Origin of the sequence: Aquirufa salirivi, assembly GCF_045310485.1 — a bacterium.
Taxonomy (GTDB): Bacteria; Bacteroidota; Bacteroidia; order Cytophagales; family Spirosomataceae; genus Aquirufa; species Aquirufa salirivi.
The window spans coordinates 213,505-234,167 of sequence record NZ_JBEWZH010000002.1 but is presented as its reverse complement, the minus strand read 5'-3'; the positions used below and the strand labels follow the sequence as shown (position 1 = coordinate 234,167).

The following is a 20,663-nucleotide window of genomic DNA, read 5'->3' as shown; positions in this document are numbered from 1 at the left end:
TCTATTTCAACCATTGGACACAATTTTAGGAACTAAGTAAATTGTTCAATTTTTCATCCCTACCTTTGCTAATCCAAAAGCCACAGAAAACGTTATTGTATTCAAATCATATTCCTTGAAAAAAGATTGAAAAAACAAAAAACAAATGAATCTCGCCTTAATTTTAGCTCTCAAATTTTGCACAAATCCAATTTCTTTTCTCAACAATTTCATCTTTCATCGATACATTTCCCAGCTGCGAAGAATATAATTTCAAACGCAAAAGCCCAATGTACCTTTGCGATACAATTATAAAGAAGACAAGTACTGATTAAACCCTAAATAAAAATTAAAACAAAGAATTCTGTTCTACCCAAAAATTAACAAGAAACATTCCCTCTAAGTAGACAAAACATTTAACAATCAACCCATGAAAAATTTCATTTTAACATCCATCATTGCACTGATATCATTTTTCAGTTTCGCACAAGGACCAGCTGGTGCAGGAGGAAATGCTCCTAACTTAAATCGTGGTCACGTATTTGGTAAGGTAGTCGATGAGCAAGGCAAACCCGTTGAATTTGCTTCTGTCGTATTACTTAAGACCGTCGTTGATCCCGCTACCAAGCAAAACAAAGACATTTTAGTTAAAGCCCAACAAGCTGAACTTAATGGAGATTTCAACTTCAAGGAGATACCCGTGAATGTTCGTTTAAAATTGAAAATCAGTTTTGTAGGATACAAAAACTATGAGGCACCTGTTCAATTTGAAATGCCTAAAATGGATCCAAGTTCAGCACCCAAGCCTGGACAAGCACCCGATCCTGCAGTCATGGCTAAAATGATGGCCGCATTTGAAAAAGACTTAGGAAACATCAAGTTATTGTCTGACTCCAAAGAATTAGAAGCCGTAGTAGTCACTTCTACAAAAGCTTTATTGGAAATGGACATTGACAAAAAATCATTTAATGTAGGTCAAAATTTAGTTACCTCTGGTGGTACAGCGGTAGACGTTATGAGAAACATTCCATCGGTACAAGTGGACATTGATGGAAATGTGAAAGTAAGAAATGCAAACCCTACTTTATTTATTGATGGTAGACCTACTAGCTTAAGTATGGATCAAATTCCAGCGGATATCATTGAAAAAGTGGAAGTTATCACGAACCCTTCAGCTAAATATGATGCTTCAGGTAGTATGGCAGGTATCATCAATATCATCTTAAAGAAAAACAAAAAGAATGGGTACAATGGTATGTTAAACCTAAGTGCTGACCGTTTTGGTGGTTCTAGCATCATGGGTAACTTCAGTTATCAACAAAATAAATGGAGTTTGACCTTGATGGGCATGAAGATGAACATGAGAAACGTAACCGAGGGAAATAGCCAAAGAAATAGCAACATCGGTGGCGTAGAGTCAAGTGTATACCAAGATATCAATAGTAAAAACAAAGGATCGATGTTTTTTCCAAGATTCAGCGTTGATTATGCAGCTACCAACAGAACTACGTTAACCTTAGCTGGATTCTTTGGTGGTGGAGGTAAATTCTCTCCAACGGAAGACATTAAAATCACGAGTATGGTCAATAATTTTACCACGCTTAGTAATCGTTTATCTGAATCATCCAGGGAATTCAACCCAACTGGTTTACAGTTAGGATTCAAACACACTTACCCGAAAGCAGGAGAAGAGTTAAGCATGGACTTCAATTATTTTGGAGGTACGAATAAAAACGATGCCACATATACTACCAACTATTTGAACAATGGGATCATTACTGGTACACAAATTCAGAAAAACATCGGTTCTGGAAGTAATAAATTCATGACTTTCCAAACAGACTATGTAAGACCTTTGAAAAACGAAGGTACCATTGAAATGGGAGTAAGAGCACAGTTGTTTGAATTAGTGAATGAAAATAACAATACCTTGAAAGCGGTTGGTACTGATGTATACAAACCTATTCCATCAGCATCCACCAATTACGAAAACCAAAATAGAGTATATGCTGCTTATGTATCCATTTCTGGGAAATCGGCCAATAAAATATCTTATAAAATTGGTTTAAGAGCAGAGAGTTCTAGTTATGACGGTAAATTATTGAATACAAACCAAAAGTTTAGCAATAGTTTCCCTCTGAGCTTGTTTCCTTCCATCTTCTTAAAAAAGGATTTAACGCCAACAGATCAATTGCAGTTAAGCATTACCCGACGTGTGAGTCGTCCAAATTTCTTCCAAATTATCCCATTTGTTGACTTTAGCGACAGCTTAAATATCACGAGAGGAAATGCCGACTTAGTACCCGAGTTTACTACTTCAGGTGAGCTTTCATACAGCAAAACAAAGGGATCAGCAACCTTTTTATTATCAGGATATTACAAGTATACAGATAATTTAATTACTCGTTTTTTAAGTCAAGAAATCAACCCGATCAGTGGTAAACTAGACTTAATTAACACGTTTGTAAACGCTAATTCAAGTATCAATTTTGGTATTGAAGGAACTTATACCAACAAACTTCAAAATTGGTGGGACTTGACTGCGAATATTAACATGTACAATTCGAAGATTAATACGGCTAACATTGAAAAAGCACAGATTACGGATGGACTTTGGACCGTATTTGGTAAACTAAACAACACGTTCCAATTGCCTAAAAAATGGTCGATTCAGCTTTCCATGGATTATCAAGGAAAAACCAATATGCCAATTTCTCAAAATCAAGGCCAAGGTGGTGGCGGTGGTGGACCGATGGGACAGGCACAAAGTTCATCTCAAGGATATATTGAGCCTTTTTATGGGGTAGATTTAGCCATCAAGAAAACATTCTTAAAAAACGATTTAGCTTCCTTGACTTTAGCAGCTAATGATGTGTTCAGAACAAGAGGAAATACACGTTACTCATACGGAGAAGGATTCTCTCAGAAATACTATCGATTGTCTAACCCTCAAATGATTCGTCTTACTTTGTCTATTCGTTTTGGACAATTTAACATGAACAGCATGAAGAGAAACAACAATCAGAACCAAGATGGTATGCAAATGGGTCAATAAGATTTTTGTAGGTTAATGATATTATACATAAACGGGTCAATCTTTGATTGGCCCGTTTTGCTTTTTGGAACCTAGGCCAACTATTTAGAGATTGACCACCGTATACCTTGTTCTATGAGTTGAGAAAAAGCTGGATTTGCCCAAACTTCCTGGGAATGCCCCATGGAAGTATAAAACGTTTTCCCTTTACCCGCCCTTTTGTGCCAAGTCACTGGATGATATTTTCCCATACCAAAATTTTTATCTTTCATCCAAAGCATATTACCACTAGGTAAAATCTTTTCTCCGTCAATATAATAAACTACTTGGGCATCTTTAGGCTGATTAAAAAAGACATACCATTCGTCATTTCCTTGCCAAGCAGCAGGAAGACTAGCTTTTAAACTTGAATCAGCACTTAGCTCCAGTTGAACTTGTGCTTTTTGAAATTGAGGATTTAAAGGATGATGAGAAAAAATAGTACCTAATAAATTAGCTACATACCAATCCCAATGATGCGAATTATCTCCTGCCCCATGAATACCCATCAACGAACCTCCATTTTCCACATACTTTTCTAATGCCGCTTGTTGTTCATCATTCAATACTCGACCTGTTGAATTATTGAATATGACTAGTTTGAATTTGGCTAATTGCTCTTCATTAAAAACACCACCCTCTTCTGTCTCAAAAACAGTCCAAGCATTTTTCTTGGCCATAGCTTGAATAATAGGCTTCGATGCATCAATGGATTCACCATGTCGAAAGCCTGTTGTCTTTGAAAATAATAGTATAGCTGGTTGATTTGCCCCCAAGCTCAAATTAGGTTTTTCTGTCTCATAAGACACGGGGAAACCATTCTGCACTTTGTACATAAACAAGGCTAATAAGGCAAAAAGGCTAATGACCAAGCCAAAAACAGTCCAAGCAATGATTTTTAAAACTTTTTTCATGTGATCATGTGTTAATAAATTAATTACAAGCAGAAAGGTACCAACCAAGCGATTAGCCTAACTTGACCATTAATTTAATGATAATTGTCAGAATCCCGTAAACATTCAATAAATGAATGGATATTTATAAGACCTTCCTATCACCAAACTTAGTATGGCATTTCCATCCAATTTCAAGAATCAGGCCATTTTATTCTTAATCAGTACATTTCTTTGTTCCTGTACAAAAGAAACAATAGAGCATCGATTGTCTGTGGTGACTATTCCAAGTGTAGGTGGTAGCGTAAGTCCATCAACAGGTTCTTTTGAGCAAGGTACTATTATTTCTATATTGGCAAATCCAGCTCCAGAATACCTATTCAAAGATTGGAGCGGAAGTATTTCTGGTTCTTCGAATCCCTACAGTCTGAACATGAATGCTGACAAAAATATTACAGCCCATTTTGAAAAAAGAACTTACCCTTTGAGCATTGAAATAGAAGGGCAAGGTACTGTACAGGAAACCATTATCAGCACGCTATCTTCCACGCCCTATTCCTCAGGCACCTTGGTACAATTAAAAGCTACTCCAGTGGAAGGATGGGTATTTAAAGGCTGGACCGGAGATGTAAGTAGTGAGTCCAATCCTAGTTCAATTCGTGTAGATAAGGCTGTACAAGTCAAAGCCACATTTTTAACAGATTACCCTGTTAAATTTGATCTAATTCATAAACCTACGAGTTTATTTGTATCTCAAAACTACCCAATCAAGCTAGATGTAACTTATAAATCAGGCACCAAGAAAGTGATAGAACAAGGGTTTACGAGTTCCATCATAGAGAATGGTAGCCTCTTGGCAAAACTAACAAATCAAAACCTCTTGGCGATTAAAAGTGGGCAAATTCAGCTGAAAATAGACCATGAAAATCTAAGTCAGACTTACCCCATTACCATCAGTTCAGTAGAAGATGTCGCTGATTTTGATGTATTTCTAAAAACCCCCATGAGTTCGAGTAGCATCGTAGTCCCTGTGGTAGTCATTAGTTTTTTACCAACCCAAGATGGTATCAATCTTGATATGAATTTAGCACCAGATGATTACTGGGAATTAAAGAACTCGACTTTGCAAGAAGCAAAAAATAGGTTTACGGGTGAATTGAAAATAACCAAATTTGGGATAGAAGAAGGCTCTCGCTTTCGACAATTTACTACCACTCAAGAGGTCAAACCCTATGCCGGCTTCCAGGTCATCAAATTTTTTAATGTTTATGAAGTCGAATTCACGAATTATATCACTGGCCTAAAAACTTTTGATTACCATAAATTATTTCAAAAACTGGGGATGGATACTTTGGTCAATCAATATCAAGTGAAGGAAATTTGGTTCAATGCATTTGTCAAAGACAAATTTCCATCGGTTGTAAATTCTCCCTACAATGACCCCAACACCTATTATAATTTCCCAGAATCTAACATGTCAAGCCCAATTACCGGAGATGTGTCCAATTCCTATTATTTCCCAAATGATTTACCCATTTACAACCATACTTATGTCGTCTATGGCAACTCCGGTCATCGTGGAGCTGATACCAATTTACACAATCGAGGACATCAGATAGAGGCTCAAATGAATTATATTGAAAATTTAGTTCATAAGCCTGCTATTGGAAATGCCTTATTTAAAAATCACTTTGTGGGAATCAAGCCATCCTCTGGCTTACCTTTAAATCGGGTAGGTATGACCCATTTCCCACCCAATACATCGGTTGATTACGATTATGACAATACGAATTTAGTTAGTAGTGATATTGTAGATTGGCAAGCCTCCGGAGGAACTAGTACGAAGGTAAATCGGGATCTATGGAAAAATATGGTTTACCCTTATTCCTTCGTCAACAAAAATTATGGCCGTAATCAGACAACAGATTACAGTCAGGATGCACAAGTGAAATGGTTGATTTTTTGGTGGCAGTCTATCCCCGGTTTAAATCATCAATTGACCTATAATAATCAAAAAATAACAAATTGGTGGGACATTTTTTATCATTGGGACGATGCTATCAAAAATGGGAAAGGATTATATGATATACCTGTTGGGAAATCCAAAAATACCAATCCATCCTTACTAAACAGGGTTCAAACTTCGGCTGCTGAAATTTGTACCGAAAATGGGAATACCTTTGAAAAAAACCAATTCATTCAGAATTAAATAAGCAAGTCAACTTTATGAATCCATCTTTTGGCAAGTTTCAACGCATCATTCGAAATCCCATACTCTTTAAATTTTTCATTCTTCAACGTTTATCTGCCGCTTTCTGGGCTGGATTGAATATTCAACATTTTGATGATAAAAGCTGTGTGGTACGAGTAAAGAAGTCGTGGTTTAACCAAAACCCTTTTAATTCCATGTATTTCGCAGTGGAAGCCATGGCGGCTGAAATGAGTTGCGGCATGTTGGCTTTTTCTCAGGTTTATGAAAGAAAACCCGCCATCAGCATGTTGGTAGAAAAAATGGAGGCTTCCTTTTTAAAGAAAGCCTCTGGAACTATTTTGTTTACTTGCGAAGATGGTGAAGCGATATTGAACACCATCCAAGAAGCCATCGAAAGCGGCGAAGGAACTAAAATGGTTTGCAAGTCGACCGCCAGAAATGAAGAAGGCATTATTGTGGCAGAATTTTTATTGACTTGGTCATTTAAAGTCAAAATCAAATCCTAAAGATTACTTAATCAAATTATTGGTTATCCAATTCGTCATCTTTTCTACTTGCTCTGGATAATTCCAATGTCCTGTGTCCAAAGCCAAATACAATTCTTTAGGAGCCGAAATGACATTATATGCTGCATACATGGAGGTAGGTGGACAAGTTTCATCATTAAAGCCCCAAGAATAAAAGCCTGGAACCTTTAGTCTACGAGCAAAGTTGACCACATCAAAATAGGCAATAGTTTCCAATTTGGTTTTGGTTTCATTGACTGCCCGACCGTTCTTATCAAAATAATGTGGCCATCCTCCAGCACGATTATACAAGTACCCTGTCACATCGGAAAGAGCAGGATAATAAGCGCCTAAAAATTTAACGCGATTGTCTAAAGCAGCTGTCACGATGGAGAGTGCTCCTCCCTGACTACCACCCGTTACAGCCAAATTCTGTCCATCAAATTGTTGCAAAGAAGTTAAAAAATCATTGGCACGGACGCATCCTACGTAAACACGTTTGTAGAAAAAGCGGTCTTTATCGTCCATATTATAGGTTGGATAACCATTCAAAACACCCGTTCCTAAATCCGTATAGACCGATGGATCCAGGTTGACAGGAATTCCATGAATGCCGATTTGAAGAGTGATTATGCCCTTTTCAGCATTGGCTATATCGCCAGCATAAGGTCTTACTCCTGCTCCTGGCACATGCAATAAAGCTGGATATTTTCCTGGTTTTTTGGGTACACAAAGAATGCCATATAAGCGAGCGCCTATTCTGTAATTTTGAATATTTACGTGGTAAACATTGGTTTTCTCTGTACATCTTTCGGGCATCAAAGTCATTTTGGCATCCAATGGTATTTTGGCTAAATCTTGTTTGGCTTTATCCCAAAAGGCATCAAAATCAGAAGGATTAGCCACGGTGGCTTGTAATAAATTAGGTGAAAAACCAACGGTAGCTAGATTTCTGTATTCTTTTCCATCTACTTCTGCAATGACGATACAACGAAGAAAACCTGCCCCTGACAAAGTACCTCCGTCTAATTGCAAAGAACCATTGGCTAAAATCTGAGTATCTTTTTTCCATGATTCTTGTTTCTCTGGCCCTATCTCATAGCGAACTTTGACTTGAGGAATGGGGCTACCATTTTTGGAAACTAGTACCGAAAACGTGACTTTTTCTCCTGGTTTATATAACCAATCAGGATGATCTGCTGATACTTGAACTTTGATTTGCTTTTCTGTTGGCTGGGCAAATGCTAAGAAAACAGATAATAACAAACATAAAAGAATCGGTAATTTTTTCATGGTAACAGGTTTATGTTCAACTTAATTACTCTTTACAAAGGCCTACGATTTCATGGAAAACATCATGTAAAGCGACCAAATCAGCCTTTATTACATCATCATTTACTCCTTGATGGATTTTATTCCGAAGAGATTTAACGCCCATGGCTAATTTGTCCAATTGAAGTTGAATATCCTTATGTTTTTTGAATTCTTTAGGAATTGAAGATTTCTGCCAAGCTAAAGCTTTTGTCAGCATTTCCTCACTTCTTGAACGGATTGGTTTAAAATTCCCTTCTTCAACCGGATGAAAAGTTTGACTCATTACTTCATGAAATTGGTCCTTTTCTTTCCAATCTGTTTTAGCAAATACGAATGGTATACTACTCAATAAAAGCAGAAAAATTACTACTAACTTTATTTTCACGTGTTTCATGTTTTCCAAATTTAAGTCAAATACATTAATTCGTTCCACCGCTCCGCTTTGATTTTACTTGGCTAGGCCACTTTTGACCCACAGGCAAATCCGCTTTTTCGGTAGAAATCTTCTCTGGTTCTTCACAAGCCATATAGACCATAATGGCAGTCAAGATGGCATTACTTTGGATATCATCAAAGACAATTTTATCATACGTGTCTCGGTTGGTATGCCAAGTATATACCCCATAGGACCAGCTCAAAGAGCTTAAATTAAATCCTGTAGTTCCTACTGCCACAAAAGAAGCAAAGTCTGAACCTCCCCCACCTGGAGTACCTGGGAAATTTGTTTTAATTCGATTTTTGATGGTATCTGGTATAGCTGCTAACCATTTAGTCAGGTAATCTTTAGCTTTGGCAAAACCAGAACCACCCAAATTCACGACACGACCTGTTCCACTATCTTGATTGAATAAAGCTTGTAAATTGGCCACTACTTCTGGATGATCTTCCACAAAGGCCCTTGAACCATTTAAACCTTGTTCCTCACTTCCCCAATGACCCACTAAAATGGTTCTTTTAGGATTGGGGTAAACCTTTTTCAAGATCCGCATTGCTTCCAACATAACCAGTGTACCAGTACCATTATCAGTAGCACCTGTAGCTCCATCCCATGAATCTAAGTGAGCAGAGAGCATGACATATTCATTGGGTTTTTCTATCCCTTTGATTTCAGCATGTGTATTAAAGGTTGGAACAGTTCCTAATTCTTTGGATTGAGTATTTACTGTAATTTTAGGTTGATTCCCAGACTCCGTAAGCCGGTATAAAAGACCATAATCTTCTAAAGCGACATTGACAGTAGGTATTTTTCTAGTAAATGCAGCAAATATTTTATTCACTCCAAAACCGTTGGACCAGGTACTTGAAACAATTCCCAAAGCCCCTGCTTCTTCCAAAGCTAAAGCTAATTTGGCGTTGGTGAGACCCGTCTTGGATATACGTTTTCTCCAAGCCTCTGTTTGAGCATCTCGCTCTTTTTTCATTGCTTCAAAAGATTCCTTTTGAGCAAATTCTTGCCAATTATAATCGGGCCTACCCGTCAATTGAGGCATAGAAATTAAAACAAATTTTCCTTTTACCTGAGGTAACCATGCTTTAAAAGCGACAGAATCGGCCACATCGGCTAAAATGATCGTTTCACCTGTTTTCGGTTTTTTGGTAGCTGGGCTAAAGGCCAATTGGGTTCCTTCTAAAGATTTGATCCATGGAGAAACCATATCGATGGACGAAATACCTCTGTCCCATCCGCGCCAAGTTCCGTAATTTTCTCTTCGTGCATCAATCCCCCATTGTTTGTATTGATTCATGGCCCAATCGCTGGCTTGAAGCATTTTAGTGGAGCCCACTAAGCGGGGACCAATTCCATCAATGAGTTCATGCGCCATGCGCTTAAGTTGAGAATTCTCTGTTGCCTCCTTCACGATGGCATTGACGGTAGAGGATTGATTATTTTGTTGGGCCAACAAAGGTGTGGCCATAAGGCTTAAACCAATTACGAGTTGGCTTAAACGAGAAGTTAAATTGTTGATAGAAGTTTTCATAGCTTAATAATACGAAAGAAATTCACTGAAGCCAAAAAATGTATTCAGACTGCCCTATAAGACCTATTAAACAAAGTAGAAAAAATCCATTTTAAAGAAATGAAAATTTAACTCTTTCCTAAAAGAGTCAATACCTCAGCGATTTCAATTGGTTTTTGGGTGCCGATCAACAACTTACTCCCATCCTTAAACTCCAATTGCAAACCTTGATTTCCTGAGACATTATATGCTTTTCCTCTCCCAAACATTCCACACCGAAGTCCCCAACCTCCATATTCCCAAAGAGGAGCATATTTTCTAACGTAGACCTTATTCATTTCTTCAAATGAATAATACTTGAATGAAAAATGAAAAGGAAAGAAGCGTACATAAACCCCATTGGATTGAATATAGGTTTCTAATTTAACATTCAAGAAGAATAAAAGAATAGCAGCAAAAACTAAACTAGTAATCAACAACCCCTCATTACTCATTGGATTATTTCCGAAAGCAATTCCCTGAAATAGTTGTTTATATGCTCCCCACAAAAAATAAGCACAAAAACCAATTAAAATCACCCAAAGCCACCATTGGTTAAACTTTTGAATCTCTGAAAATAGTTTTTTTTCTGTGGTCATGAAGAGGAGATTTTGAGGTAGAATTGATAGTACGAATGTATCAAATAATTCTTTATCAAGTTATTGGACAACAAAGGTTAATTGCCATTCGTTGTAACGCTGTCAAGGTTCCAAACCTTGCCAGCGTTGGAAAAAACCTAAGCAAAATCATAATTTTTTTCCCAATACCTGCCAAATTCACGCATGTTTTCACCCTATTATTAAGTAATTTTCTAAAAATCAATTCACATGAAAAAGCTAGAAAATAAAGTTGCCATTATTACTGGAGCTGGGGCAGGAATGGGAAAAGCCATCGCCATGCTATTTGCCCAGCAAGGAGCAAAAGTCGTTGCAGGTGATATCAATCCAATTCGACTAGACGAATTGTCTAAAGAAGTAAAATCTACAGGAGGAGAAATTACCACGGTGCTTGCTAATATGGGTATTGAATCTGATATAGATAATCTCATTAACTCAGCGGTGTCAAACTATGGAACCTTGGACATATTAGTCAATAATGCAGGAATCATGGACCATTTTCAAGCAGTGGGAGAAGTGGAAAATAGCCTATTAGAGAAAGTCATGAAAATCAATTTCGAAGGACCATTTAAGGCCATGAGAAGTGCGGTTAAGATATTTTTAGCCAAGGGAAAAGGGAACATCATTAATATTTGTTCCATTGGAGGCCTAAAAGGAGGTGTCGCAGGAGCTGTGTATACGTCCAGTAAACATGCTTTAGTAGGACTTACAAAAAGTACTGGCTATATGTACAGTAAATCTGGGATACGTTGCAATGGAATTGCACCCGGAGCCGTCAATACCAGCATTAGTGAGACCATAGATATGACCAAAATTACCCCACTCGTCAATGATCGAATCATGACGGGCATGGCACTAAATCCGAGAACCGGTGAAGCATCTGAGATTGCTCAAGCGGCTTTGTTTTTAGCTAGTGATGATTCCAGCTTTGTGAATGCACATATTTTAACGGTAGATGGTGGTTGGAGTGCCTATTAATGATTTTTAATTCTTAAAGGGATTCTGGTTAGAATCCCTTTATAAGTTTCACTACATATGTGTAATCTCGCATGAACCACCACTACAAGCCATAGCGGCCATTTCTCCAATATCTTTATACTGTGGTTGGTCTAATATTGAGCCAAAGTTCACTTCCTTAAATTCCCGAATCACCGTCTCCCACTTATGAAATAAGTGAACATCTTTAATGCAATAAATCATTTGCTTCACATCTCCATGAAAATAGTTTTTTGCAAATTTATTGGCCCGATTCAACCAATATTTTCGCAATAAAACTTGTTCTCGAGTACCTGTCAAAGCCATAGATGTATCCAGCAAAAGGTCACAAGCATGCCATAAATTATTTTCAAAATAGTGCAATCCGTCTACGATCAATCCAGAAGCAAAGATGGCACCTTTACCATATAGCTGAACTAATTCCTCCAACTCCATCACCGATGTAAATGGTGCTTGGTTAAAGTCCTTATCTCCATAATCTGAAATAAAACTAACTGCCGTAAAGGCATCTCGATGCTGCCAGATATAAGCAATAATTTCTTCTTTATTATCCATGATCACGGTACAGCTTGTATTATGATTCACCTGTGGATAGGCACATAATTCCCGATTCGTTCCTGCATTAACCCAGTTTTCTTGTACCAACTGAATCATTTCCAAATGCTTAACTCCCTTCATATCCTTCTTAAATAAGCCTCCTGGAGGATTCAAAATAGGCACAAAAACCACAAAATCACTTTTGGTATTGGACCAAACACTTTCTTCCAAAAGAAAAGGCATGTTTTCCACTAACCAATTGGCGGTGGTACTTTCCTTATTCAACTGCATGATTCTAAAGTACTTTTCAGCATGCTCAGGATGAATTCCACTGGCAGTACCCAAAACCACTGATGCATTTCCGGAAGGTTTCACACAGGTTGTTCTAGCCGCAGGATTTATTCCAATGATTTCTGCCAATACCCGATTTGTATCTTTCACAACCTGAGCTCCCTGCTGAAGCATGGGCGCATTGAACAAAAAGGTATTGTTCATCCAGCCAGTGATACTAACTCCTAACAAGGCTTCTCCTTGGAAAATTTGCTCTGAAACTGGCCCCAAATAAGGAAAAGACGTATAGCCCGCTTGTAAAGTCCCCAATATAGCGGCATCCATACATGCCCGAAAAAAAGCATCCTCTGTAACACACTTTTCCGCATTGATTTCACATAAATTACATCCCTGAATCCCCAATTTATCTTGATGTAGAGCAATAAAATCGCCTACTTCTTCATATGCAATTTGAGAAAAATCCGTCCTAAAAAGTATAGGGATTTTTACTATTTCAAAACAAGGATTAAACATATCAAACCAGCTATTGGCAAATACAAATCCAATGTCATTGGCTCCATCATTGAGCGATACCAAATAATCAAATTGCTCTCGCTGAACTTGATTTCTCAACAAAATAACTGAATTATTACTCCTTCCCCTTTGAGGATTTTCTTGTCGCCAATTTCCCGTTTTGGCATGAATCATTTCCTGGTCGTTGGGATCCACAATCATGTTTAAGGCTGACCGACGTACACCCCCAGAAAGTACAGCATCAGAAGCATGACAAATGATATCAAAAGCTAAAATAGGGCGAATTTTCTCTCCTTCCGTACTGATCCATTTTTCTAAGAGGTCTTCGATTTTTTCTAAAGATTGTTTCAACCCTTCCGAACCTGGTGCTTTATAACCACCCTTGATATATGCCCCTTTTGGCCGAATTTGAGAGTAATCAAATTTCAAGTCAAAACCTGCCAATTCTGGAAATGGCTGTTTATCCACAAAAAAGGATGACATGAGTGCACCTAAGGCATCTGCCCAACCTTCAATGTTGTCTTCTACCACAAAGGTCTTTGTGCCTTTGATGCGCTTTTGAATCCGACTCAGATGATCCACCATGGGGATAAGCAATCCGCCACCAAACCCACAACCGGACAATCCTAAATAGAAAATCTCTTGAAATATTCGGTTTCGGGCTATATACCCAGAGGTACAGTTGTACATACGGGTATTATGCTGCTGAATTTGTTCGGATCGAAACTGCAAATTTCGCTGAGAAGCTAAGACCGTTTGGTTTTGCATACTTTCCAATGCCGATTCCAAATATGGTTCCAGCTCATCTAAAAACGCACTATATTTCTTTCGATGACCATCCATGATATTTCCACAGGCCTCTTCCCAGCGCTCATAGCGTCCTTGAGGTTCCAACCATTTGTAGTAATCTGAATACAATTTCAAATCACTAAGAAACTTTTTGCCTTGTTGCATATCAATGAACTAAACGTTTTTCTAATTCCAAAGATTGAGGAAAAAGGACATTGTTTTCCAAATGAATATGCACATGTAAATCTTCTTCAAAAGCATGAAGCATTTGAAATAGAACTGTATATGTACCACAAGCATCTTCAGGTATTTGATAATTATGCGTTAGTTGACGTATTTCTTCGAAATTTTGGCCTACTTGCTCATGCTCTACTTCCATCATATGAATGGGGTTTCTAACTGTCCCAAAATGAATAGGGGCTACTTTCTCTTGGATTTTTTCAGCTAGGGTCAATGCTTTAATAAATGGAAAAAGCACTTGCTCTTCTTTCATCATATGCATCGTTAATTCTTCCGCGATCTCCTCTACCAGCTGATGCACTTGAACTAATTCTGGATGCTTATCCCCATGTACCTGCATTACCTTTGCCGCAAATAGTTGAATATCAGGCAAATATTTTCTTACATATTGATGATGTGTATTGACAATGTAATCCACTAAAAAATCCAAAGACCAATCTTGGTAAGGAACTTTCGCATCTTGGCTACTTCCTTTGAATTCCTCCATTTGAAGTAGGACATCCAAATAGTCCATTGATTTCTCGGTGCAGGCTTGTTTCAAGGTCTTTTTACCTCCACAACAAAAATCTAAACCAAGTTTGGAGAAAAAAGAAGCTAATCTAAAGTCTTGATTGACTAATTCTCCCAAAGTTAATACATCACCTGACTTAGCATTTTTTTGGATTCGAATCAACCAAACTTCAGGGCCATTTTCGATATAATCGAATGTAAATTGATTTCCCCTTTCTGCCAACAATTGATAATATAAAGGTTTAGGATCATGATCATTTTGAATCAAAAAAGATTCTCCCTCTCCTATTTGATCATAGTGTGCAAAAATGGTGGAATGCTTTAGCCTAGGTTCTAATTCCGGAACTACTAGGGTATATTCTTGTATGGTAGGCATATGTTGATTTGTTATTTGGTGAATGATGAATGCAAATATATAATAAAGGACAAATTTATCCTTTATTATTTGTTAATTTATTTTAGTCTCTTCAAATGCTCTCCCAAACAACATTATTGCTGGATATTATTTACTAAATTGGGTGTTCAAAGAGGAAAATATGTTTTCAAAAGCGACGGAATATGCTTTACGGGCTGTAATTTTCATTGCACAAAAAAGTTCGGAACAAGAGAAGTTGGGCTTAGCGGAAATTGCCGATGCGATACATTCGCCACAGTTTTTCACGGCAAAAATCTTGCAAAAGTTAACTTTTCACAATCAAGTCATCAGTTCAGTCAGGGGTCCCAATGGTGGATTTTATATCACGGATGCGGCTAAGCAAAAATCTGTCAAATCCATTGTGGAAGTGATGGGAGATGGGGATTTATTTGATAAATGTGTACTAGGATTAAATCGCTGTTCTGAAAAAAATCCATGTCCAATGCATGATCAATACAAACCCATTCGAGTGGACTTTGTTACATTGTTTGAACATCAAACCATTGAAGAAATGGCACAGGAAATGAATTCAGGAAGTTTTTTCATTCGAAATGAAGAATCATCCTAAAAAAATCATATGACGATCCTAAAATTATAGTTCAAAAAAAATGACAGTTATTTGATTTATTCAAATTCCAAATGCAATTTTGAGCCATGTCAAACAAGAAAATGAAAATTTTTCTGCTCATTTTTTCAACGATAGTCTTAAGCATCGTAGGTAAAAGTGCTTTAACACATACACACACAAACTTTGTAAAATCCAAATTTAGCCAAAGCTCAACTAGCAAAACACAATGCCTCATTGCAATAGAAGAGGAAGAAATATCAGAAGACTTACACGAAGAGCAAGAAACAGCTTCCTCTATTCTTCCGCATAAGCATGTTTCTTTTGCTTACTTTGCTTCGGAAGCTCCAATTCTGGTTCCATTATCCCACAAATTTGCGATTATCAAATCTAGTTTCATTGCTTTATTCAAGCAACATGGTAATTACCGAATATAGACTCGCTTCTATCTTTCAAAAAACACCTTAGTTATCAATTTCATACATTTTGAATGGAAAAATCCATTCAAAACTCAATTTCCGCCATGAAAAAATTCATCATTTTGTGGGTGAGCTTGCTTGCCTGCTTTAGTACCTTAGCACAAAAAACACCTGATTTAGAAGCACTTAAATTAAAGCTCAATGAATCAGGATCACGTTATTTTCAAGTAACTTTCTTAAATCAAGCTTGGTTTAGGTTCAATGACAATAATCCAGGAACAATCGTCAATGGAAGTCTACAAAATCAATCTTTTGACATTGGGTTGAGAAGAACAAGGATGCAATTGTTCGGGCAAATTACGGACCGTACTTTCATGTATTTTCAATTTGGTCAGAATAATTTCAATGCCCAATACAATGCCTCGGGCAATCGCAAAATTGCGCCGTTTTTCCATGATGCTTTAGGTGAATACCGTGTATCCTTCGGAAATCAATTGAAAATTGGTGGCGGTTTGAGTATCATCTCAGGAATTTCTCGCTTTTCTCAACCCGGTATTGGGACCATTATGACAATGGACGTGCCGGTGTTTGCCCAAACGACAGTAGATCAAATTGATCAGTTTTCTAGAAAGCTAAGTATTTATGCACGCGGACAAATAGGTCATTGGGATTATCGATATATTTTAAGTGACCCATTTCCCATCACCTCCAATGGACAAACTCCGCCTGCCATCAGTTCTAGCTTTACTAATTTTTCTCAAAAAGGTCATTCGTTACAGCAGCAAGGCTATTTGATCTATCAATTCTTTGAACAAGAAAATCATACCACTCCTTACATGACAGGAACCTATTTAGGGGCAAAGAAAATTGTAAATGTGGCCATTGGAGGAGCTTATCAACCCCATGCTATGTGGCAAAAATCAGTCCAAGGGGATACTTTATACCAAGATATGAAACATGTAGCTATTGAAAGCTTTGTTGATATCCCCTTACAAAATCATGCTGCACTTTCTGCGTATGTAGGATACTTCAACACCAATTATGGTAGCAATTATTTGCGATACAATGGCTCGATGAACCCTGCTACTGGGACTACGTTAAATGCATCAAATTCCATCTCAGGACAAGGCCCTGTTTATGGAAACAGCTATCCTATGTTTGGAACAGGCTCCGTTGTATATACCCAAATTGGATATCTACTTCCTTCAAACCAAGGGGATTTATCCAATCGATTGATGCCTTATATTTCTGCGACATTTGCCCAATATGACCGTTTAGGAAATAATTCGACAACTACATTCAATGCAGGTTTGAACTATTTCATTCAAGGACATAAGTCCAAATTAAGTTTAGATTTCCAAAGTAGACCCACCTATCAAATCAATCAAGGTGAAGTCAACGCTGGCAATCGATTGAATAGCCTAAGCCTACAGTTTCAAGTATTTATTTAGTTGTGTACGCCGTATTACAAGAAAAAGACTCTCTTTGGGAGGGTCTTTTTATGCTGCTATTTTTTCAATAACCAAATATCAAAAACTTTAGAATGTAGTCGCCAATTTAAATGTGACTCTTCTGGCTCATCAAAAGAAATGGAAATTTTACCATCACTAATGAATTTTGGATTCAATTGAAATTCTTTAAATTCCTCCACTCCTTTATGATATACTACAGGACGAACTCTTTCTCCATCTACGCGTAAAAGAGCTTCACCTTGACCAGAAATACGTACCGTATAAGAACCTTTAGGATCCAAATCTGCATATTCTAATTTCGGGAAATTTTGAAATAATTGGGTTGACAAACGCCTTCTGCTTAGTCCATTATCCCACCAAGCCACATCAGTAGCATCTTCTGTTTTCGTTTTCACTCGAGGACCTTTTAACTGATCCGATATGTTGTCGTAATAACTACCTTTCCCCGGATTTTCCCAGGTGGCAATGATCTGTAAACGTTCCAATTTCGCCTTTTCATCTGTCATTTTACGAATCTTCTCAAACTCATCCTGGAGCCACCAACGATTATTTAAAGGATAATCGATAAAATCTAAAATAGCCCCTCTTTCAGCTCCGCTAGCCTTGTATTTAGCAACACTCGTTTGTAAACCTATCGATTGAAATAAGGCCTCACAATAGTCCACCACCTTTTGTCTTAATTCTGGTGAAGCAGGCTTTACATCAGCTTGATTTACTTTTTCCAAAGCCAAGGTCATCGCCTTTTCAGGCCCTAAAGTCTGCGCTTGACTTAAGATGGCATTGGCTTCTTTCTCCAGACCTTGTTCATAAGATTTCCTTCTTTTAATGAAGGTATCATAATAGGCCCGCATCACTAATTGCTGCCACCGCCAATTCCCTTTCAATTCAGGATGTGACTTTTCTAGATTTTGCCAGAAAGCAAAAGTGGTTTCAATGCCACCATTTTCTTCAATGGGTCCTACCCAATTTCTTTCCAAAGCCAAAATGCCATCTGCAGCAGCTTCTGCCACCGAATTTCCAAAGAAATACCGGGCATATTCCACCATTACTTGACGAACATCTTTTTCTGTATTCCAAGCCATTTGACTCCAAATCACCTTGTTGACATCATCGTGTACTCCATCTGAATACGATAAAAATCCGTCCGTAAATGGTGCATACCGATTATGAATTTTAGCATAATAAGCTGGTTGAGGATTGGTCACTTCCCTACCTTCTGTCAAGGCAAATGCTTGATCCCAATTCTCCGTGGGGTATTGACAACGTACCGTATGCGTTAAATCAGGATAATGGCGATGTTGGTATTTCTTATCTAATCTAAAACGTGTAGCTGCCAAATCTGGGCTACTCGGTCCTGTGACAATACCCGTAAACCAATCCGGTTTATTTTGATTCAAATATTCATAAAAGTAATTTACTTCTTCATCACTAAAACCTTGTAAAGACAACCATACTCCAGCCTTAGGATGATACTTTTTCAATTCTGCTGCTACTGCTTTTAGAAATGGTAATACATATTTTGGATGGTTCTCGCCTGGATCACCCCCTGGAAAAAAGACGCCATCCAATCGAGGGCAATTTTTATAAAAATCAACATGTGCTTTTAGTTCCTCCTGAAATTTTTTCGGATCGGCTAAGTCCACATCCGCTGGAGTCCAAACCCAATAATCCAAATCGTAAGCTTGACACATCTGGCTCATTTTGATATGCATTTCTTCCCGACTGATTTTCATGTGCGGGCTAGCTGCCCCATCTTGAAAGGGAATATTTTCAATGGCATTGGTTCCAAAGAATGCCAATTCCCTAAAATAGCTTTCAAACTGCTTAAAATCCCAGGCATCCCATGAATTGGCTGTATTGCGATAGCCAATTTGATGTCCCCGAATGGCATACATAGGGGCACTTGATTTTTCAAACTTTTTATCAAATAGAATTTTCTGTTTACTCAAATCTGCCGTTCGCAAAAACTCCCCAATGGCAAATAGTAGTCCTCGTTGATCTGCACCAATAAACCACAGCAAATCTTTCCCTGCAATTTGTTGGTGAACCAAGCGGAAACCTTCCTTTTGAAGAGATGAGGCATCATCTTGGGTCAAAGTAGGTAATGGATAGGTATTGACAAGCGGACTATTTTGGAGAGCCAATACCAAGAATGGTGATTTTTCATTTGGACTCGTACTTAATTTTAAATTGGTTTTAAGGGCAATTTCTTCCTGCAAGACAGCTATCATTTTCTCTTTAAATTGTGTAGCTATACTAGAAGAGGCTAGGATACTTGCTTTTGACAGATCTATAATTTGAGAAAATACTCCATGATGAAGGAGTAAAATAAAGGCAAAGAGAAGATTTCGAAAATGAATAATTTTCATGGTTTTTATGGTAAAGGTTTAGATATAATACTGAAATTGGGTCAATTAAATACTTTCTGGTTTAAATTGAGTTATTTGCTCATCACCTTGAATCAATCGAAGCTCATTCAAATCGGCTTGTAATTTATCGGCAAACAATAGCATATCCGAGCAGTGTAAAATAATATTAGCTCCTGCTTTGACCCAATCTTTTTGTAAATCCAAGCTACCTCGGTAACCTGTGTGTCCACCCACAGCCACTCCCAAATCTTTCGCTTGTTTGATTAGGGAAGTTGTCAAATTAATAAATTCAGGAGAACGGTATTTTTCTGGCATGTCATATGAGGTAGACAAATCATGAGGGCCTATGACAAAACCATCTACACCTGGGCCATCCAAGGACGGAATTTGTGCGAAAGTGGCTAAATTTTGAACGGCAGATTCACTCTCAATATTGAGTAATAAGGAATTATTGCGATTGTGTTGTTGCAGATATTGGATTAACTCAGCAGAAGGCTTTTCTTCACCATGTAATATTTTGGCTAATTTTTTACCTTTCAGTGGACGGTATTTAACCGCTCCAACAAGTGCTAGAACTTCTTCTACATCTTCTACATAAGGAACCAGAATAGCTCCTGCTCCAGCATCTAAAGCTTGGGTAGCCAAGTAGGGACTAGGTTCTAAAATACGAACCACAGGATTAATGCCTGCCGCTTTAAAAGCGCGACACATCCAACTCAATGTTTCTGGATTATAAGCCACATGCTCAGCACACAAAAAGACAAAGTCCAGGTGCAAGCTCAATACAACATCGAAACTTTTAGGTGAAGTGGAAGTCAAGAGTGTTCCATAGAGAGGATTACCCATGCGCAAGGCATTCCTAAATTCTTGGCCGATCATTTAAATAGGTTTATTAGTCCAAAGGAAATAAAATTTGTCAAATAAACGGACCATTCTCCCTGTAAATCAACAGAATT

16 protein-coding genes are annotated in these 20,663 nt (G+C 37.8%); 7 read left to right on the top strand and 9 right to left on the bottom strand.

Annotated features, from left to right (window positions below; translation table 11 throughout):
* The first annotated feature begins 409 nt into the window (after positions 1-409).
* The gene (locus tag U0R11_RS03340; protein WP_406749799.1) at positions 410-3,034 is read left to right on the top strand and encodes a TonB-dependent receptor domain-containing protein; all 2,625 of its coding nucleotides are present in this window, start codon (positions 410-412) and stop codon (positions 3,032-3,034) included.
* A gap of 80 nt (positions 3,035-3,114) precedes the next feature.
* Here U0R11_RS03340 and U0R11_RS03335 read toward each other — a convergent pair whose 3' ends face one another.
* Positions 3,115-3,966 (bottom strand): ThuA domain-containing protein, encoded by an 852-nt coding sequence (locus U0R11_RS03335; protein WP_406749798.1) that lies wholly within the window; start codon positions 3,964-3,966, stop codon positions 3,115-3,117.
* Between the two features lie 154 nt (positions 3,967-4,120).
* Here U0R11_RS03335 and U0R11_RS03330 point away from each other — a divergent pair, with 154 nt between their 5' ends.
* Both U0R11_RS03330 and U0R11_RS03325 read left to right on the top strand, forming a co-directional pair.
* Positions 4,121-6,154, top strand: a complete 2,034-nt coding sequence (locus U0R11_RS03330) for an InlB B-repeat-containing protein (RefSeq protein ID WP_406749797.1) — start codon at positions 4,121-4,123, stop codon at positions 6,152-6,154.
* Positions 6,155-6,171: 17 nt separating this feature from the next.
* Positions 6,172-6,663: a PaaI family thioesterase gene (locus U0R11_RS03325; protein WP_406749796.1), complete on the top strand. Its 492-nt coding sequence runs from the start codon at positions 6,172-6,174 to the stop codon at positions 6,661-6,663.
* Positions 6,664-6,666: 3 nt separating this feature from the next.
* On the opposite strand, the gene U0R11_RS03320 is transcribed toward U0R11_RS03325, so the two are convergent.
* The 4 genes from U0R11_RS03320 to U0R11_RS03305 form a co-directional block, all read right to left on the bottom strand.
* Complete coding sequence (locus U0R11_RS03320) at positions 6,667-7,956, bottom strand: acetylxylan esterase (protein ID WP_406749795.1); 1,290 nt, start codon at positions 7,954-7,956, stop codon at positions 6,667-6,669.
* 25 nt (positions 7,957-7,981) lie between these two features.
* Complete coding sequence (locus tag U0R11_RS03315) at positions 7,982-8,371, bottom strand: hypothetical protein (protein ID WP_406749794.1); 390 nt, start codon at positions 8,369-8,371, stop codon at positions 7,982-7,984.
* A 25-nt stretch (positions 8,372-8,396) separates the two neighbouring features.
* Complete coding sequence (locus U0R11_RS03310) at positions 8,397-9,956, bottom strand: M20/M25/M40 family metallo-hydrolase (protein WP_406749793.1); 1,560 nt, start codon at positions 9,954-9,956, stop codon at positions 8,397-8,399.
* Between the two features lie 107 nt (positions 9,957-10,063).
* Positions 10,064-10,573, bottom strand: a complete 510-nt coding sequence (locus tag U0R11_RS03305; RefSeq protein WP_406749792.1) for a hypothetical protein — start codon at positions 10,571-10,573, stop codon at positions 10,064-10,066.
* A gap of 228 nt (positions 10,574-10,801) precedes the next feature.
* Between U0R11_RS03305 and U0R11_RS03300 the strand changes: the two genes are divergently transcribed.
* Positions 10,802-11,569, top strand: a complete 768-nt coding sequence (locus U0R11_RS03300) for an SDR family oxidoreductase (RefSeq protein ID WP_406749791.1) — start codon at positions 10,802-10,804, stop codon at positions 11,567-11,569.
* Positions 11,570-11,620: 51 nt separating this feature from the next.
* Here U0R11_RS03300 and U0R11_RS03295 read toward each other — a convergent pair whose 3' ends face one another.
* Together U0R11_RS03295 and ric are read right to left on the bottom strand one after the other, a co-directional pair.
* Positions 11,621-13,882 (bottom strand): glycyl radical enzyme family protein, encoded by a 2,262-nt coding sequence (locus U0R11_RS03295; RefSeq protein ID WP_406749790.1) that lies wholly within the window; start codon positions 13,880-13,882, stop codon positions 11,621-11,623.
* Between the two features lies 1 nt (position 13,883).
* On the bottom strand, positions 13,884-14,843 hold the full coding sequence (gene ric / locus U0R11_RS03290) for an iron-sulfur cluster repair di-iron protein (protein ID WP_406749789.1): 960 nt from the start codon (positions 14,841-14,843) through the stop codon (positions 13,884-13,886).
* A 160-nt stretch (positions 14,844-15,003) separates the two neighbouring features.
* Here ric and U0R11_RS03285 point away from each other — a divergent pair, with 160 nt between their 5' ends.
* From U0R11_RS03285 to U0R11_RS03275, 3 genes are all read left to right on the top strand, one after another.
* Positions 15,004-15,450, top strand: a complete 447-nt coding sequence (locus U0R11_RS03285) for an RrF2 family transcriptional regulator (RefSeq protein ID WP_406749788.1) — start codon at positions 15,004-15,006, stop codon at positions 15,448-15,450.
* A gap of 86 nt (positions 15,451-15,536) precedes the next feature.
* Complete coding sequence (locus tag U0R11_RS03280; RefSeq protein WP_406749787.1) at positions 15,537-15,884, top strand: hypothetical protein; 348 nt, start codon at positions 15,537-15,539, stop codon at positions 15,882-15,884.
* A gap of 86 nt (positions 15,885-15,970) precedes the next feature.
* Positions 15,971-17,317, top strand: coding sequence for a hypothetical protein (locus U0R11_RS03275; protein ID WP_406749786.1), 1,347 nt, complete (start codon positions 15,971-15,973; stop codon positions 17,315-17,317).
* Positions 17,318-17,373: 56 nt separating this feature from the next.
* Here the strand turns inward: U0R11_RS03275 and U0R11_RS03270 are convergent, their stop codons facing one another.
* Positions 17,374-19,707 (bottom strand): hypothetical protein, encoded by a 2,334-nt coding sequence (locus U0R11_RS03270; protein ID WP_406749785.1) that lies wholly within the window; start codon positions 19,705-19,707, stop codon positions 17,374-17,376.
* A gap of 45 nt (positions 19,708-19,752) precedes the next feature.
* On the bottom strand, positions 19,753-20,586 hold the full coding sequence (locus tag U0R11_RS03265) for an HpcH/HpaI aldolase family protein (RefSeq protein ID WP_406749784.1): 834 nt from the start codon (positions 20,584-20,586) through the stop codon (positions 19,753-19,755).
* Positions 20,587-20,663: the final 77 nt, after the last annotated feature.